This window comes from Bacteroides sp. (assembly GCF_052357945.1).
Lineage (GTDB): Bacteria > Bacteroidota > Bacteroidia > Bacteroidales > Bacteroidaceae > Bacteroides.
Genome location: NZ_DAWCXD010000053.1, coordinates 14,465 through 32,811, shown reverse-complemented (window position 1 = coordinate 32,811; position 18,347 = coordinate 14,465). Strand labels below are relative to the sequence as shown.

General features: G+C 40.0%; 10 protein-coding genes. All 10 read left to right on the top strand.

From position 1 onward, the window contains the following. On the top strand, positions 1-494 hold a 494-nt coding region (locus ACT8YW_RS11600; protein WP_444105036.1), incomplete at its 5' end, for a RapZ C-terminal domain-containing protein. A gap of 35 nt (positions 495-529) precedes the next feature. Then, positions 530-1,279 carry a nucleotidyltransferase family protein gene (locus ACT8YW_RS11595; protein ID WP_444105034.1) on the top strand — a complete coding sequence of 250 codons (750 nt, stop codon included), beginning with the start codon at positions 530-532 and terminating at the stop codon, positions 1,277-1,279. Positions 1,280-1,387: 108 nt separating this feature from the next. Further along, a complete protein-coding gene (locus tag ACT8YW_RS11590; RefSeq protein ID WP_444105032.1) occupies positions 1,388-3,376 on the top strand; it encodes a response regulator in 1,989 nt (662 codons plus the stop codon). 660 nt (positions 3,377-4,036) lie between these two features. Next, positions 4,037-5,002, top strand: a complete 966-nt coding sequence (locus ACT8YW_RS11585; RefSeq protein ID WP_444105030.1) for a PD-(D/E)XK nuclease family transposase — start codon at positions 4,037-4,039, stop codon at positions 5,000-5,002. Between the two features lie 283 nt (positions 5,003-5,285). Further along, positions 5,286-6,977, top strand: coding sequence for a glycoside hydrolase family 18 protein (locus ACT8YW_RS11580; protein WP_444105028.1), 1,692 nt, complete (start codon positions 5,286-5,288; stop codon positions 6,975-6,977). A gap of 30 nt (positions 6,978-7,007) precedes the next feature. Further along, complete coding sequence (locus ACT8YW_RS11575; protein WP_444105026.1) at positions 7,008-10,340, top strand: SusC/RagA family TonB-linked outer membrane protein; 3,333 nt, start codon at positions 7,008-7,010, stop codon at positions 10,338-10,340. Between the two features lie 13 nt (positions 10,341-10,353). After that, positions 10,354-12,186: a RagB/SusD family nutrient uptake outer membrane protein gene (locus ACT8YW_RS11570; protein ID WP_444105024.1), complete on the top strand. Its 1,833-nt coding sequence runs from the start codon at positions 10,354-10,356 to the stop codon at positions 12,184-12,186. A gap of 37 nt (positions 12,187-12,223) precedes the next feature. Continuing rightward, positions 12,224-14,029 (top strand): DUF5006 domain-containing protein, encoded by a 1,806-nt coding sequence (locus ACT8YW_RS11565; protein ID WP_444105022.1) that lies wholly within the window; start codon positions 12,224-12,226, stop codon positions 14,027-14,029. Between the two features lie 243 nt (positions 14,030-14,272). Continuing rightward, positions 14,273-15,856: a sulfatase family protein gene (locus ACT8YW_RS11560; protein ID WP_444105021.1), complete on the top strand. Its 1,584-nt coding sequence runs from the start codon at positions 14,273-14,275 to the stop codon at positions 15,854-15,856. An 18-nt stretch (positions 15,857-15,874) separates the two neighbouring features. Beyond that, complete coding sequence (locus ACT8YW_RS11555; RefSeq protein WP_444105019.1) at positions 15,875-18,199, top strand: glycoside hydrolase family 20 protein; 2,325 nt, start codon at positions 15,875-15,877, stop codon at positions 18,197-18,199. The last annotated feature ends 148 nt before the right edge of the window (positions 18,200-18,347 follow it).

The following is an 18,347-nucleotide window of genomic DNA, read 5'->3' as shown; positions in this document are numbered from 1 at the left end:
ATCCGGAATATCCGTATCTCTGTAACGTTTTGCGGGAGCTTACCGGACTGAAACAGTTTACGGATGATCTGAAAAAGCGGCAGCTAACTGTCAAAGTAATGAGCTTTGCTTATAAGAAAGGCATTCCTGATGACTCCACGGGTAACGGAGGAGGTTATGTATTCGACTGTCGCGCCGTAAATAATCCCGGTAAGTATGAGCGTTACAAACCTTTCACCGGACTGGATGAGCCTGTAATCACTTTTCTTGAAGAAGATGGCGAAATACTAGGTTTCCTCGATCATGTCTATGCTTTGGTAGATGCTTCCGTGAAACGTTATATGGAACGTGGATTCAGTAATTTGTCCGTCTGCTTCGGCTGTACCGGGGGACAGCATCGCTCTGTTTATTCGGCCCAGCATCTGGCAGAGCACCTGAATCAGAAATTTGGTGTGAAAGTCGAACTCGTACATCGGGAACAGAATATAGAACATACGTTTGAGGCAACAATCTAAGGAGATTAAAAATAAAGAAGAAAGTAACTGAAAGAATGAAAGCAATGATATTTGCAGCCGGTTTGGGTAGTCGGTTGAAGCCGCTCACCGATACCATGCCTAAGGCTTTGGTTCCCATAGCCGGACATCCGATGTTGGAACATGTGATCTTAAAACTGAAAGCTGCCGGATTCACAGAAATAGTGATTAATATCCATCATTTGGGTGAACAAATACTTGATTTCTTAAAAGCCAATGAGAATTTTGGGCTTATCATACATATTTCCGACGAACGTGACCTGTTACTCGATACCGGTGGGGGAATTAAGAAAGCCCGTTCTTTCTTTGAAAACTCCAATGAACCTTTCCTGATACACAATGTCGATATTCTTTCAGACGTAAATCTGAAGGAATTATATGACTATCATTTGCAAAGCGGTGCTGTTGCCACTTTGTTGGCCAGCCAACGTAAAACCTCCCGCTATCTTCTTTTTGATACAGACAAAAGACTTTGCGGATGGATAAACAAGGATACGGAACAAGTGAAACCGGAAGGGCTTCATTATGATTATTCCCTTTATCAGGAATATGCATTCAGTGGCATTCATGTTCTTTCGCCTGTTATTTTTCAATGGATGGCCTCTCCCTCTTGGGATGGAAAATTCTCTATTATGGATTTCTATCTTGCCACTTGCCGGCAAGTAAACTATGGTGGTTACTTGGCAGAAAAGTTGCATCTAATTGATATTGGTAAACCGGAAACATTAGCGAAAGCAGAAGATTTTTTATACCAGAATGCGAAATAAAGATACTGAAAGAGGCTTTTTAGCCTCTTTCTTTTTATGTAACAAAATCTTTAAGTAATTTTGCTTGGATAAACAATCAATATTGTAATACTATACAAATTTAGCTGCATGGAACAGACTTTGGTAAATGGGATAGCTGACAACTTATTGCACAAAATTTTTAATGACTTGTCTGTAGGGCTGGAGTTGTATGATAAGGATGGTCTCATGATAGATGTCAATTATTCGCGGTTGAGATCGATGGGGATAAGAGACAAAAAGGATATTCTGGGCTATAACCTATTCAATTATACTAGTTTCTCTGATGAAATCAAAGAACAGATTAGAAAAGGAGAAACTGTACGTTTCATGGCAAAATATGATTTTGATGCCTTGCGCCGTCTTTTCCCTACTTATTTGTCCGGTACCAAATTCTTCGAGATTACTGTTTCTTTTGTGCATAATGAAAAGTCTGAAATAACGAATTATATGGTGATAACCCAAGATGTCACCGAACGTGTTCTGTGGCAAAACAAATATGATAATCTTTACGAAGAGGCTGTACGCTCGAAAAAAGAACTCCTTGAGAGCGAACAAAGAATGATTCAATTGATTCGTCAGAATGAATTGGTATTGAACAATATTAATTCGGGGTTGGCATATATTGCGAACAATTATATTGTACAATGGGAAAATATCTCACTTTGTGGTAAAAGTCTTTCTTATGAGGCTTACAAAAAGGGAGAACCTTGTTATCTGACAGCACATAATCGCACCACTCCTTGTGAGAATTGTGTGATGCAACGTGCCCGGCGGTCCGGTCAGGTAGAGTCTATTTTGTTTAATCTGGATAACAAGCATGTCATAGAAGTTTTTGCTACTCCTATCTTTAATGAACAGGGGGATGTTGACGGTGTTGTAATTCGCGTAGATGATGTTACCGAGCGCCAGCACATGATTGGTGAACTTGAAAAGGCAAGGAACCGGGCTGAACAATCTGATAAGCTGAAATCTGCCTTTCTGGCAAATATGAGTCATGAAATCCGTACTCCGTTAAATGCTATCGTAGGTTTTTCTGACTTGCTGATGGTGACGGAAGATCAAGAAGAAAAAGAAGAATTTATTCAGATTATTAATGCCAACAATGAATTGCTTCTAAAATTGATTAATGACATACTGGATCTTTCGAAAATAGAAGCCGGCTCGGTAGAATTGAAATATGAAGATTTTGATCTGGCTGTTTATTTCAACGAATTGGCTGCTTCGATGCATCGGCGTGTAGTAAACCCGCAGGTTCGTTTGGTTCCCATGAATCCTTATGAGACTTGTACCGTTCGCTTGGATAAAAACCGGTTAGCGCAGATTCTCACTAATTTTGTGACTAATGCCATCAAATATACCTCCGAAGGAATGATTGAAATGGGGTATGAAAAGGTAGGCGGAAGTATTCGCCTGTACGTTCGCGATACAGGTATCGGCATACCGGAGGATAAAAAAGATAAAGTATTTCATCGTTTTGAGAAACTGGATGAATTCGCACAGGGAACCGGATTGGGATTGTCCATTTGTAAAGCCATTGTTGAGGCTTGCAGAGGAGAGATAGGCTTTGAGTCAGAATTTGATAAAGGGTCTTTATTTTGGGCGGTTTTGCCATGCCAGTTCGAATCGGTTAACAGCGAACCGACTTCTTCCCGTCGGAATAATGAGAAAGATGCGAATGGAGATAAAGAAAATATTCCTAACTCCGAAGTTGCAAAGAAAGCACCTAAACGGGTGCTAGTCGTAGAAGATATTCAAAGTAACTTCTTTTTAGTATCTTCCATCTTGAAAAACAAATGTCAGTTGTTACATGCACCGAATGGACTGGAGGCAGTTGAGATTGTCCGAACCCAACCAGTGGATCTGGTACTGATGGATATGAAGATGCCTGTTATGGATGGACGCGTTGCAACTTCCGAGATCCGGAAGTTCAATACAGAAATACCAATTATCGCTTTGACTGCTCATGCTTTTGATGCCGACCGGGTGGCTGCATTGAAGGCTGGTTGCGATGATTATCTAGTGAAGCCGATCAATGGAGCGAAGTTGATGCAGACTCTGAAAGAGTACGGTTGTTGAAAGGATGGGATTAAAAATGTGCTGATCTGAAAAAAGGTATATTCTATTCTTTCTGTTTTTAATATATCAGTCACTTGTTTGTGATGAGGGAAAAAACACTCTGCAATTTAAATAAAAGAATTTTGATCTGTTTGCAATATTAGATAATCCCTGCCTAAAGAATAAATAATTATCTAATTTAGTGTTTGTATGCTTCTTATTTGACTGTATATAGTTCACCTTGTCATTCACTTTTTGTTTGTGTATAATGATGAGTTAGTATGTAAGTAGTCATTTTTGAAGGCTTTTATGGTTTGCTCGGTGACTATGAAGAGCTTTCTCGGTGAGTAATGGGGGCTTCCTCGGTGAGGAACACTTCCTTTCTCACCGAGGAAAGTCGCTTACTTCTTTAAAGGGAACGCATATTTTTAGAAAACATATACTGTATTGTGTCGATAATGTGCATATATATATGATAATATGGATGTTTTTAATTCTAGGTTACTTTTTTTAGTAGTCTTGTTTTTTTCTTTAATCTGAAAAATAGGACATCGCTCTTATTTGTTTTGAGTATTTGAAGAGACTTTGTTTACTATGAAAGACTATAAATCCGTAAAGATTAGGATTGTCCCTCATATTTATGGATTTAAATAGTTATCTTTGCTATAAAAATAGAATATCATGTCCAGATACGTCAATCCTTTTACTGATATAGGATTTAAAATTATTTTTGGTCAACCGGCCAGTAAGGATTTGCTCATCACTTTGTTGAACGAACTGCTTGCTGGCGAACATCATATTACGGAACTTACTTTTCTTGATAAGGAAGATCATGCGGATAATGTGAATGACAAAGGCATCATTTATGATCTTTATTGTCGTACAGCAAGTGGTGAGTATATAATTGTGGAGATGCAAAACCGTTGGCATAGTAACTTTTTAGATCGTACACTTTATTATGTTTGTCGCGCTGTGAGTCGGCAAATAGAATCTCCTTCTTCAAAAGAAGTCCCTGTTCCGGAAGATTCGATGACGGCAAGAGAGCCACTTGTCGCTTATGGAAAGCAATATAGACTACCTACTATATATGGAATCTTTCTTATGAACTTCAAAGAAGATAATTTAGAGGAGAAATTCCGTACAGATACAGTGCTTTCCGACCGTGATACAGGGAAGATTGTCAATCCGCATCTCCGGCAGATTTATTTGCAATTTCCTTATTTCACTAAGGACCTGTCTGACTGTAGTACATTATATGATAAATTAATTTATGCACTGAAGAATATGAGCAATTGGAATAGAATGCCGGATGCTTTGAAAGAACAAGTGTTTGAACATCTGGCGAGATTGGCGGCAGTTGCCGATCTTTCGGAAGAAAATCGTATCGCTTATGATAAGGCATTGGATCGATATAGGGTCAATCAAATCGTAGAGGAGGATGAACGGCGTAAAAACGAAGAGATGCGGAGAAAAGCGGCTGAAGAAGGAATGAAAGAAGGACTGGAGAAGGGAATGAAGAAAGGAATAGAGAAAGGAGAGCAAAAGAAGCGAATTGAAATTGCTCGAAAGATGAGAGAGGACGGAATATCTATTGATATGATTACCAAATACACAGGTATTCAATCTTCTGATATAGAAAATTTATAATGTATCTTCATAAAAAATGTTGTAGTTGCATTAGTCTAAAATATGATAAAGGCGGGAATATTCAGGAATGAATACTCCCGCTTTCTTTTTTTGATTCGAAAGATGTTCAAAGATGTCTGTGATACTATAATTAATCGATGAAATGGATGATTTTAGACAAATTTGGAAGAATCGTAGCTAAAATAGAACATTCATTACCTTTGATATAAACTACATTTGTAGCGGTGATTGTCAAAAAAGGCAGTACAATAATTAAATAAAGGTAATCTTAATTATTAAATTTATGAGAAACAAAATTCTATTCCTTTGTCTCTTCCTTTTTGGAACGTTGACAGCTTGTAAAGATACAAAATGGATGGATGTTCCGACTGGTACCCCTCCTGATGGTGCAGTTACAGGAAAGCCGGGTGAAGATGAACCGGATGATCCGGACGACCCAACTGAAATGGGGCTGATTAATTGCTCTTATATTCGTGGTGACTTTTATGATTCAGGTCGGATTTCTGGCAAAAGCATGGCTACTTGCAATGATTTAATTTTTTTGGTATGTCGTCCTTATGCTGATGGTAGTTTGGCATTTGAATTGCCGGATGCTCAATTAACAGGAAATGCTACCTATACTGCTGAAAAAGATGGCAAAAGTGGTGTACTATACTTTAATGGCAGTGCGACAATGAATGCAGGTGACGGTTTACTTCATTCTCCGGATGGTCCTAGTAAGCAGTTTACTTTTGGTACTTACATATATATAGATGAATGGGTAGCTAATGCTTATTTATTTAAAAAGACTACAAGTTCAAAAACGATTGCAGCTTTACAACTGGGTGATGTAGCAGGAAAGGTGAAACTTACAATAGGTAGCTTAAGTACCGAAATTACCAATGATGAATTAACTGTGGGAGGATGGCATTACATTGCTTTATCTTATAAAGCATCGGCAGATCCTGAAATAAAACTTGATGTAGATAGCAAGTCTACAAAATTAACACCGCTAAACGACAATACATTCCCCGAAGTACCCAACGACAAGGTTGATTTTATTATTGGTGATAAATTCAAGGGCTATATGGAAGAAACTACTGTATGGAGCATATCTGCTGGAACATTAGGAAAAGACCCTATCACTTATCCTTCCGTTTGGAATAAAACTAAAGTGCTCGCATATTGGAAATATGATGATTCGGGCAATCCGGGGAAAGATTCCCATACATGGCTGACTCGTATGGAAGACATGCGTAAAGCTTTAGGCACTTCGACAGGTACATTAAGATTCCGTTTGGGATGTGCCGGTGGTCAATGGAAAGATATGGTTAAGAATGAAGGGGCTTATACTAATTTCGCTCATAATATATGCAAAGTTTTATCGACTCATAATTTAGATGGAGTAGACTTGGACTTTGAATGGCCGGAAGGGGGAGCTGAAGGGGCTGCTTATAGTAAGGCTATCGTTGGAATGAGTAAGATATTCAAGCAAAATGCCAAAAAGATATTCTTTACAGTGTCTATTCATCCGTATTGTATGACTTATCTCACGGATGAAGCCTATAAAGCAACAAACTTTGTCTCTTTGCAATGTTATGGTCCTACTACAGAATATTATCCTTATGAAAGATTTGTTGCAGAGGCAGAAAAGGCAGTAACAGAGGCTAAGATTCCTAAGAATAAACTAGTATTGGGTGTACCTTTCCAAGGAGCTACAGAAACAGGTAAAAAGACAGCAGGATATTTTGATTTTGCGGATGGTGTTACTTCAGATCAAACTACTGTGGAATATAAAGGAGATACATATACATTCGATGGAGTAGAGGCCATTTATAGGAAAACGCAGTATGCTTGTGAAAATGGTTATGCCGGTATCATGAGTTGGGATTTGGCAATTGATGTAGATGTCACAAACGAAAAATCTTTGTTGAAAGCGGTTCAAAAAGCTATTGAAGACTACATCTTTTCGTCAGGAAATGAGGCTACAGAATAATACGGAATCTTAATTATTAAATATAATATTATGGAAAAAAAGAAGTTAATGAGAGAACAGAGACGTTTTGTTCTTCTTCTGATGCTCTTGTTATCGTTTCCTTTGGGTGTTTTAGCTCAGCAGAAAATGATAAAGGGACAGGTGGTGGATGATAGGGGAGATGCTATTATCGGTGCTACTGTCATGGTGAAAGGTGGGAATGGAGGAACGATTACCGATATAGATGGTAATTTCTCTATTGCAGGAAAAGTTGGCAAACCCTTTTCCATTACGTATGTTGGTTATGCTCCACTGCAAGTGAAAATAACGAAACAGGAAGGTAACCGTTTTGTGATGAAGGAAGATGCAAAGGCACTTGACGAAGTGGTGGTGGTAGGTATGGATACCCAGAAAAGAAATACGATTACTGCTGCCGTTGCCACATTGAAAGATGATGCTATTGTCAATCGTCCTGTAACGGATGTAACCAGTGCTTTGCAAGGTAATATTGCCGGATTGAATTTTGCTTCAGATGCCGTAGCAGGCGGTGTCGGTGGTGAGCTGGGAGCTGATATCCAATTCAATATTCGTGGTGTCGGTTCTATTAATGGTGGTGAGCCTTATGTATTGGTAGATGGCGTTGAACAGAGTATGCAGAATGTGAATCCTGCCGATATTGCCAGTATTAGTGTGCTGAAGGATGCCTCCGCCTCTGCCGTTTATGGTGCGCGTGCTGCTTATGGTGTTGTTATCGTGACTACTAAGAGTGGAAAGAAAGAGAAGGCAAGAGTGAGTTATCGTGGAACGGTTGGTTTTAGTTCGCCAATCAATATGCCGGAGATGATGAATTCATTAGAATTTGCAGGTTATATCAATGAGCGTGCAGATAATATGGGAGTAGCTCATATCGTCTCTGATAAAACAATTGGTAAAATGCAGGGATTTATGCAAAATCCCTATTCTGCAGAATTTCCGGGAGTAGACGTTAACGCCAATGGTGATGATTGGGCAGGTACTTATTATAATCAATATGCAAATACAGATTGGTTCCAATATTATTTTAAAGATAAATCCATTCGTCATTCTCATAATCTGAGTGTGCAAGGAGGTTCTGATAAGATGAACTACTATATTGGTATGGGGTATATTTATCAGGAAGGTTTGATGGATAAAGTACAGGATGATTTGAGTAAGTATAACTTAAATACGAAATTTCAGATAAATGCAAACAAATGGCTTCGTTTTAATTTGAATAATAATATAACGTTGCAGATGATTAAGCGTCCGATGGGGAATCAAATGATTTTCTATAATAATGTATCCAATCAATATCCGAATCAAGCGACCGAATTACCCGTTAATTCAGAATATAACATCCCTAGTTGGAGTGAATTGATGTATTTAAAGAACTCCAACTACAGTCAGAATCGTCTGTCGGATGCTTTGACACTTTCAGCTACAATCACACCTTTGGAAGGTTGGAATATTGTTGGTGAAATGAAAATGCGTTTGGATGTGGAACATAATGATATGAAGTTGATTCAGCCTTATTATGAGACTCCACAAGGAAAGTACAAAATTGGCGCTACTCAAAAACAAGGATATGCTTATCCGGGCATGAGTTGGAAAAATACTTATTTCGATTCTTATTCTCGTGGAAGTGTTTTTAATTACTACTTGTCTCCGAACGTTTCTTCTTCATATACTCATCAATGGGGAGGTCATTTCTTCAAAGCAATGGCAGGATTCCAGATGGAATTGAAAGAAGATTCGCAAGAAGCCATGTATAAAGATGGAGTAATGGATGACCAGATCTATTCCTTTGAAAATGCCAGTGGGAATATAATGGCAACGGAAGCCCGTACACATTGGTCTACAATGGGTATGTATGCCCGTTTGAACTGGAACTACAATAATATTTACTTCTTGGAAGTCAGCGGACGTTACGATGGTTCTTCCCGTTTTGCTAAAGGAAACCGTTGGGGATTTTTCCCTTCTTTTTCAGCTGGTTATGATATAGCCCGTACCGATTATTTCAAAGCGCTGGATTTACCAGTATCGCAATTGAAAGTACGTGTCTCTTATGGACGTTTGGGTAATCAGAATGGTGCCGGACTCTATGATTATCGTTCTTTTATTGAGTTGGATGCTTCTTCACAGAATGCATGGATTTTACCGGGAGTTTCTGATACTCCTTCCAGAGGTACTATTGTAAAGACTCCTAAGCTGATTAGTCCGTATATTACCTGGGAAAAGGTGGATAATGCTAATCTCGGTATTGATTTGATGTTGCTGAAGAACCGTTTATCTATTACTGCTGATATTTATCAACGTACTACCCGTGATATGATTGGCCCAGCTGAAGCTTTACCGGGTATTAGCGGAGTATTGCCTACTGACCGTGCAAAGGTGAATAATGCAACTTTACGAAACAGAGGATGGGAACTTTCGGTCAATTGGAATGATAAATTGAAATGTGGATTTAGTTATGGTATTGGTTTCAATGTATTCAATTACAAGGCTGTAGTGACAAAGTATAACAATCCAAGTGGAACTATTTATAACAATCACACAGGATATGCAGCCAATAAGGGATATTATGAAGGAATGGACGTAGGTGAAATTTGGGGATATCAGGCTGATGATTTATTCTTGTCTAACCGCGAAATTGATGAATATCTCAAACATACGGACTTGTCTGCTTTTAAAGCGGCGGACCAATGGCGTCGGGGTGATTTGAAATATTTGGATATTAATGGTGACGGTAAAGTGAATGCCGGTGACGGTACGTTGGCTAACCGTGGAGACTTAAAAGTTATTGGAAATACTACTCCTAAATATTCATTTGGTATTAATCTGAATCTTGGTTATAAGGGATTTGAAGTCTCAACTTTGTTGCAAGGAGTCGCTAAAAGAGATTTTCCAATTTCCGGTAGTACCTATATGTTTGGTGGACAGAACTTCTTCAAAGAGCACTTGGATCATTTCACAACCCAGAATCCGAATGGATATTTGCCTCGCCTGACTGACTGGAAAGATAATACGGATTATGTGGTGAATACAGGTTATAATACCACCCGTTATTTGCTGAACGCAGCTTATATGCGTATGAAGAACTTAACAGTATCATATAATTTCAGTCGTAAACTGCTGAAAAACATCGGACTGGAAAATCTGAAAGTATATTTCACTTGCGATAACTTGTTTACTATTACAAAATTACCGGGGCAGTTTGATCCCGAAACATTGAATCAGGTGAATATGATGGCCGGTGGTAGTAATGAACAGTCTCCGGGGCTGACTTCTCCATTGAAACAGAATGGTAACGGAAAAGTATATCCGATGAACAGGAACTTCGTTTTTGGACTTGATTTCACATTTTAATAAGGGATAAGCAATGAAAAAACTATATATATTATTTATTCTTGCGGGTGCTTTCTTGTCTGCATGCTCGGATTTTCTGGAAAAAGCACCTATTACTTCACCGGAGAGTGGAGGCTATCTGGCCAGTGAAGAACATTTGACTAGCTATGTAAACTTCTTATATACAGGACTTCCTACATTGGAGACTTATGGTATGGGTGTTTTTGGTGAAGAGAAAAACAGTGATAACATCCTTGCACAGAACTATGAAAGACGCTTGAATGGAGAATTGCAGGAAAGCAATGGTGGTTCTAAAGAATGGGAAAAAGGTTATAAGGGGTTGCGTGACGCCAATTATTGTCTTCATAACTATGCGGTTCCCGAAATGGATGAGACAGACAAAATATTGTCTTTGAAGGGAGAGGTTTATTTCTTCCGTGCTTATTGGCATTTCTATTTGTTGACTCGTTTTGGCAATATTCCTATTATGGACGATCTTTGGGATGAACATGCTACTGCTCAAGGTTTGCAAGTTCCGGCTACAGATCGCGGAGAAGTGGCAAAATTTATCCTAAAGGATTTAGATACGGCAAAAGGATTGCTTTATCCACGCAGTAAGTACAAAGGATTGAGGGTAAGTCAGGAAGCAGCTATTATTTTGGCGATGAGAGTGGCTTTGTATGAAGGCTCTTGGGAAAAATATCATGCCGGTACTGATTTCGCCTCAGCTACAAACGCATCTACTGAATTTTTTCAGAATGTAATAACTTTGGGAGATGAATTGTTTACTATGGGATTGAAGTTAAACACGAAAGAGAGTGATCCTTTCAAGGCAAAAGACGGTGGTGAAGCGTTTGCACATTTGTTCAACCAATATGATTTATCTGATATATCGGAAGCTGTCTTTTGGAAGAAGTATTCTATATCAGGCGGTTTGACACATGGGTTATCTGCCTTACTATCTCAAGGTACCGTAGATAATTCTGGTCCTGCCGGCTTATCACAATCATTGGTTGATAACTATTTGTATGATACGGGTCTTCCCATTGATCCGACAGAAGATAAGTTTAAGGATTTCAATCGTACCTTTGAAGGACGTGACCCTCGTTTGATACAAACTGTGATGCATAGTGATTGCCGGTTCAAGGCCGATAGTGACTCAAAACCAATGAAGGTTGAGATTCGTACGGATGAAAATAAAGACGAGGTTGTGCCGCCCTATCTTTTGGCAGGTGATAATCAGCGCAGTATTACCGGTTACCATATTCGTTTGGGATTGGACCCATTATTTAATAAAGACAAAAAAGGTGGTGAGACTGCATTGCCAATTATTCGTTATGCGGAAGCGCTGTTGGCTTACGCTGAAGCTGCTGCAGAGTTGGGCAACGGAACTTGTGATGCATCCATATTAGAGAAAACTTTGCAACCCTTGCGTGAACGGGCAGGAGTGACTTATGTTGAACCTACTGTGGTAGATCCTAATTACCCCGCATTCAGCGATCAATATACCTTGACTCCTATATTACAGGAAATTCGTCGTGAAAGACGTACGGAATTGGCATTACAAGGTTTCCGACTTGATGATTTGATGCGTTGGAGAGCTGGTAAACTGATTCAAAATCAGCGTGGTAAGGGTGCTTATCTAGGTAAGGAAGGTGTATTGTATCGTGCATTTAGTGCAGAACAGGCCGATGAGTTGGATAAGATAACGCTGACTGCTGACAAATGGATGGATCCTTTGGCAGAGTGGCTTCCGGCAGGATATCAATTCAGACCGGACCGTGACTATCTGTTGCCGATTCCTCTGAATGAAATCAATCTGAATGAGCTGTTGCATCAGAATCCGGGATGGCGCGATAACAAATAATAGAATCCGTTTTAATGATGATTAATTTAGAAAGAATATGAAAAGACTATTATATAAGATACTTCCGGCTTGTTTGCTGGCTATCGGTTTGCAAGGTTGTGACGATGAGACTCGTTATAATCCGTTGCCGGAGGCAGTGCCTTTGACGATGACTGTCAATGGTCAGGCATTTGCAATGGGTGAACATCTGCGAGTGGATATTGAGGTAAATAAGGATGCGGAAGGGAATGAAGTAACACCTAACGAAGATTTTGATGTTTACTTTACTGCTAAATCCGGTAGTGAAGATGCTTCCGACTTGTTTGACCCTTTTAGCAATATTGTAACTTTCCCAAAAGGAGAGAAAAAGATACAAGTGGATTTCCCAGTAAAAAAGGAAGGGTTGAAAGGGTATAAAAATTTGAATTTTGTAGCTTTTGCACGTGGATATAAAATGGCACATTCTAGTGCGGTTATCAAAGTGTCTGACTATTATCGTATTACGATGTCATTGGAGAATAATATGGATAATACGGTGTTGGATGGAGGAAAGTGTGTATTAGTAGCTCAGATAGATAAGCCAAGATCTATTCCTATTAGGGTTACAATTGAGCCTAAAGAAGGTGAAGAATTATATTTTGAAGGTTTACCTTCCAGCCTGATTATTCCGGCAGGAGCATCAAGTGTGAAGAGTGATGAAATCACCCTTAGTCTGAATGGGGCTGCAATTAAAAGTAAAGAACTGACATTGAGTTTTGAAAGTTCATCAAAAGATAATCCAATGACAGAGGAGACTATGGCGATTACATTGAAAGGGATTGATGATCCTAATCTGTATGATCCGACAAAAGTATATGCCAATCCGGAGTTAATGTTTGTATCATCAACAAATAAAAATGCCGTTACGACTTGGGGTAAGATAGGTTCTTGTGTTGATATGAAAGCTGATGATGTACATCCGACAGCAGAACTGACTACCTGGAAATTTATTAATGCAATAGAGTTTCACAAGATTGGTAATTCTTATTGGGGAGGGGCTATTAATGAAGCTAAAACTCCTTGGTCATTAGCTGATACAAATGATGGAGCATCGCAGTTATATCAATCTGTTGATAATGTTAAGTTTTCTAAGATAACAGATGAAGGAATACTGAAAATGTGGGCTGAAGCAGGTGACTTTGCTAAAACTGGTGGTATAACAGGTCGTAATCCCTATGGAGCAGCAGGATTTTATAGCTGTAATTTTGATAAAAATGCAGGTACTGCCCCCCAGTTTGTCCGAATCTATCCGGGTATAAGGATTGAATTTAAGGTACGTCTTAGAGGAACAAGAGATGGATTTATTCCATGGATTACTTTGAAAGACCCTAAAGAAGCATATAGAAATATGAATAAAAAGGAAATTGATATTGTTAGAAATGAAAAGGGAAATATCATAACGCAATGTGTATATACTACTCAATTGGAATCTTCTAAAAAAGTTTCTTTACCTACTGCCGGTGATTGGAATATTTACTGGGCAGAATTGGAAGATTCAGAAATTAGGATAGGTATTAATGGAAGTACAACTGTAACGTTGAAGAAAGAAGATGCTTCTTCCTGGCCTTTTGATAAAACAACTTTCTCACAAAAGGATAACATACCTATGGGATTGGATATTGTGATGCGTTTATCTCCTTCAGCAGAACGTGATGCCGGTACTCCTATCGAAGGTTGGGATACTGTATTGAAGAGTATTACTGATTATCAAAATGACGATAGAACTCCACGTATGGAAATTGACTGGGTTCGTTTCTATAAGAAAGAAGGGGTTTATAAGTGGGATAAAAACACCGAACCTGTTTCGGGCAAGGTCTTTTATTAGAAACCATTTTCTATACGAGAAATGACATTATGATCCAAAGTTGTTTTTTCTAAATATGAAGTTTCTCTAAATTGGAGGAAAGGAACTAAGATAGTTAGCTTTCTTTCCTCTGTTTAGAGTTCCTTTTTTCAAGGAACTATGCAGATATGGGAATTATTGGAAACTAATTGGTGATTTGTGGAAGTAAATTTAACCGTTCATCCCCTATCTTTGCTGTTACTCTCTAATATTAAAATTGCTTTTATGGAAAAACTGCAACCAAACTTATTCTTTCCTTTGGTAGGAGTAGCTGCCGTAGCTTCTCTTGCTTCCTGTTCAAGCAAACAGAAACCTGCGGAACAGAGGCCTTTGAATATCGTCTATATCATGACAGACGATCACACAGCTCAGATGATGAGCTGTTATGACACACGCTACATGGAAACACCCAATCTCGATCGTATTGCTGCCGATGGTGTACGCTTTACTCAAAGTTTTGTAGCCAATTCATTAAGCGGTCCCAGTCGTGCCTGCATGATAACGGGTAAACATAGTTGTGCCAATAAATTCTATGATAATACCACTTGCGTATTCGACAGTTCGCAACAGACTTTTCCGAAGCTGTTGCAGAAAATCGGTTATCAGACAGTACTGGTAGGTAAATGGCATCTTGAAAGTTTGCCTTCCGGTTTTGATTACTGGCAGATTGTCCCCGGACAAGGCGACTACTACAATCCGGATTTCATCACACAGAACAATGACACTATCCAAAAACATGGATATATCACGAACCTTATCACTGACGATGCCATTGACTGGATAGAAAACAAACGCAATCCAGAGAAACCTTTCTGTCTTTTGATTCACCATAAGGCTATTCACCGTAATTGGTTGGCGGATACTTGCAACCTGGCTTTGTACGAAGATAAAACCTTCCCGCTACCGGACAATTTCTTTGACAATTACGAAGGACGCCCTGCCGCTGCCGCACAAGAGATGAGTATTATGAAAGACATGGACATGATTTATGACCTCAAAATGCTTCGTCCCGACAAAAATACCCGTCTGAAATCCTTATATGAGAAATATATTGGCCGTATGGATGAAGCACAACGTGCTGCATGGGACAAATTCTACACCCCAATAATAGACGACTTCTATAAACAGAACCTGCAAGGCAAGGAACTAGCCAACTGGAAATTCCAGCGTTATATGCGCGATTATATGAAGACGGTGAAGTCGCTGGACGACAATGTTGGTCGTGTACTCGACTACCTGAAAGAGAAGGGATTACTGGATAACACACTTGTTGTCTATACTTCCGACCAAGGATTCTACATGGGCGAACACGGTTGGTTCGACAAACGTTTCATGTACGAAGAATCCATGCGTACACCACTCATCATGCGTCTGCCGAAAGGATTCGACCGTAGGGGCGACATCACCGAAATGGTTCAGAACATCGATTATGCACCTACCTTCCTCGAATTGGCAGGAGCAGAGATTCCTTCAGACATACAAGGTGTATCCCTCGTCCCCTTGCTGAAAGGCGAACATCCGAAAGATTGGCGGAAGGCTCTCTACTATCATTTCTACGAATATCCCGCTGAACACATGGTGAAACGTCATTATGGTGTACGTACGGAACGTTATAAACTGGTTCATTTCTATAATGACATTAACTGGTGGGAACTCTACGACCTGCAGGCAGACCCGTCGGAAATGCACAACCTCTACGGACAACCTGAATATGAACCGGTAGTGAAAGAACTAAAAGAAGAAATGCTGAAACTTCAGGAGCAATACAATGATCCTGTCCGCTTCTCACCGGAGAGAGACAAGGAATAATACCAATGTACATACGCCATGAAAAAATACATCTTAATCATTCTCATACTGCTTTCGCCACTGACAGCGTTTTTGCAGGCTGATAACTTAACATCCCCTTTAATTTCAATAGTACCACGCCCGACACAGATTGTGCCGGGCCGTGGCAACTTCACCTTTTCAGCCCAAACGGTGTTTGCGGTAGAAAGTCAGGAACAAGCCGTGATTGCTCGCAATTTTATTGACTTGTTTACTCGTGCTGCCGGAATAACTCCTGCTTTGAATGTCGGGCGTGAAGAGGGACAAGTCCGTTTTGTGACGGATTCTTCTTTAAAAAGTGAAGCCTACTTACTGGAGATTACGCCGGAACAGATACTCATTAAAGCTTCGGATACAAAAGGCTTTTTCTATGCCCTGCAATCTATCCGCCAACTTCTGCCGGCTGCCATAGAATCGGAACAACCGGTCCGGAATGTCGATTGGAGAGTTCCGGCAATGACGGTTCAGGATGAACCCCGTTTCGGTTTCCGCGGATTACTGTTGGATCCGGTACGTTGTTTTATCCCTAAAAAGAATGTACTGCGAATCATTGACTGTATGGCGATGCTGAAAATAAACAAACTTCATTTTCATCTAACAGACGATAACGGCTGGCGGATTGAAATAAAGAAATACCCCCGTTTGACGGAAATAGGAGCGTGGAGAGTAGACCGTACAGATGTGCCTTTCCACTCACGTCGCAACCCGGAACGGGGAGAACCTACTCCGATAGGCGGTTTCTACACGCAGGAGGACATCCGGGAAATTGTAGCTTATGCAGCCGACAGACAGATAGAAGTCATTCCCGAAATAGATGTACCGGCGCACAGTAACTCTGCTCTGGCTGCTTATCCCCAGCTTGCCTGTCCGGCTGTGAAAGACTTTGTCGGTGTACTTCCCGGACTGGGAGGACGAAATTCCGAGATTATCTACTGTGCGGGAAATGATAGTGTATTTATATTCTTGCAAGATGTTTTTGACGAAATTCTAGAGCTTTTCCCTTCTCGCTATATTCATGTTGGTGGAGATGAGGCGCGAAAGACAAACTGGGAGAAATGCCCGCTTTGCCAAAAACGGATGAAAAAACAGCGTTTGGCTAATGAAGAGGATTTGCAGGGTTACTTCATGAAACGTATCAGTGATTATCTGCGTAAGAAAGGTCGTGAAGTGATTGGCTGGGATGAGTTGACAAACAGCTCTTTTCTTCCTGAAGAATCTATTATCCTAGGCTGGCAGGGAATGGGAACGGCTGCCCTGAAAGCTGCCGAAAAGGGACATCGTTTTATCATGACTCCGGCGCGTGTCTTATACTTGATTCGTTATCAGGGACCGCAATGGTTTGAACCGGTAACCTATTTTGGCAACAATACCCTGAAAGATGTTTTCGATTACGAACCTGTACAGAAGGATTGGAAACCGGAATATGAGTCTTTGTTAATGGGAGTACAGGCTTGTATGTGGACAGAGTTCTGTAATAAACCCGAAGATGTGGATTATCTTTTGTTTCCCCGCCTGGCCGCTTTAGCAGAAGTGGCATGGACGCCCGCAGGAACGAAGGACTGGTCTGGATTCTTGAAGCGGATGGACGCATACAACGCGCATATTGCGGAAAAAGGAATTGTCTATGCCCGTTCAATGTATAACATACAACAGACGGTGACATCAGTGGACGGACATTTGGAAGTGAATTTGGAATGTATCCGCCCGGATGTAGAGATTCATTATACACTGAACGGAAGTAATCCGTCTATGTCTTCTCATCGTTACGACGGACCTATCCGTGTGACGAAGACACAAATGGTGAAAGCCACTACCTTTATGAACGGCAAGCAAATGGGAGAAACTTTAGAGTTGCAACTCACATGGAACAAAGCTACGGCAAAACCTTTGCTTGGCAATAAGAAGAACGAAATGTTATTAGTTAACGGATTGCGGGGAAGCCTGAAATATACTGATTTTGAATGGTGTAACTGGAATCAAAATGATTCTATATCTTTCACGATAGATTTGCAGGGGCGGGAGATTTTGAATAAATTTGCCATCGGTTGCATTACGAATTATGGAATGGGAGCACATAAACCGAAGATGATTCGCGTAGAAGTTTCCGATGACAATCGAACCTACCATACTATGGGAGAATTGAACTTCTCTCCGGAAGAAATCTATCTGGAAGGAACTTTTAGAAATGACTATTCGATAGATATGGGCGGAGTATCTGCCCGTTATGTCCGAGTGACGGCGGAAGGTGCGGGGATATGTCCCGACGAGCATGTCCGTCCCGGTCAGGAAGCGAGAGTCTATTTTGATGAAGTGATTATAGAATAGTAATCAAATAGTTAAAAACAGCAATTAAGTGCTCTTGCAGAATAATCTTATATTATTAGAGACGGATTACACGAATTTCACGGTTTTTAGAATGATGAGTATATAAAATAATAGCGTCAATCAGCTTAATCTGTGCCTAATTTATTAT

Bases quoted from the DNA above. Each gene is read 5' to 3' on its own strand.
- ACT8YW_RS11595 (WP_444105034.1), top strand. From the start codon at position 530: ATGAAAGCAATGATATTTGCAGCCGGTTTGGGTAGTCGGTTGAAGCCG.
- ACT8YW_RS11590 (WP_444105032.1), top strand. From the start codon at position 1,388: ATGGAACAGACTTTGGTAAATGGGATAGCTGACAACTTATTGCACAAA.
- ACT8YW_RS11555 (WP_444105019.1), top strand. From the start codon at position 15,875: ATGAAAAAATACATCTTAATCATTCTCATACTGCTTTCGCCACTGACA.
- ACT8YW_RS11560 (WP_444105021.1), top strand. From the start codon at position 14,273: ATGGAAAAACTGCAACCAAACTTATTCTTTCCTTTGGTAGGAGTAGCT.
- ACT8YW_RS11580 (WP_444105028.1), top strand. From the start codon at position 5,286: ATGAGAAACAAAATTCTATTCCTTTGTCTCTTCCTTTTTGGAACGTTG.
- ACT8YW_RS11565 (WP_444105022.1), top strand. From the start codon at position 12,224: ATGAAAAGACTATTATATAAGATACTTCCGGCTTGTTTGCTGGCTATC.
- ACT8YW_RS11585 (WP_444105030.1), top strand. From the start codon at position 4,037: ATGTCCAGATACGTCAATCCTTTTACTGATATAGGATTTAAAATTATT.
- ACT8YW_RS11575 (WP_444105026.1), top strand. From the start codon at position 7,008: ATGGAAAAAAAGAAGTTAATGAGAGAACAGAGACGTTTTGTTCTTCTT.
- ACT8YW_RS11570 (WP_444105024.1), top strand. From the start codon at position 10,354: ATGAAAAAACTATATATATTATTTATTCTTGCGGGTGCTTTCTTGTCT.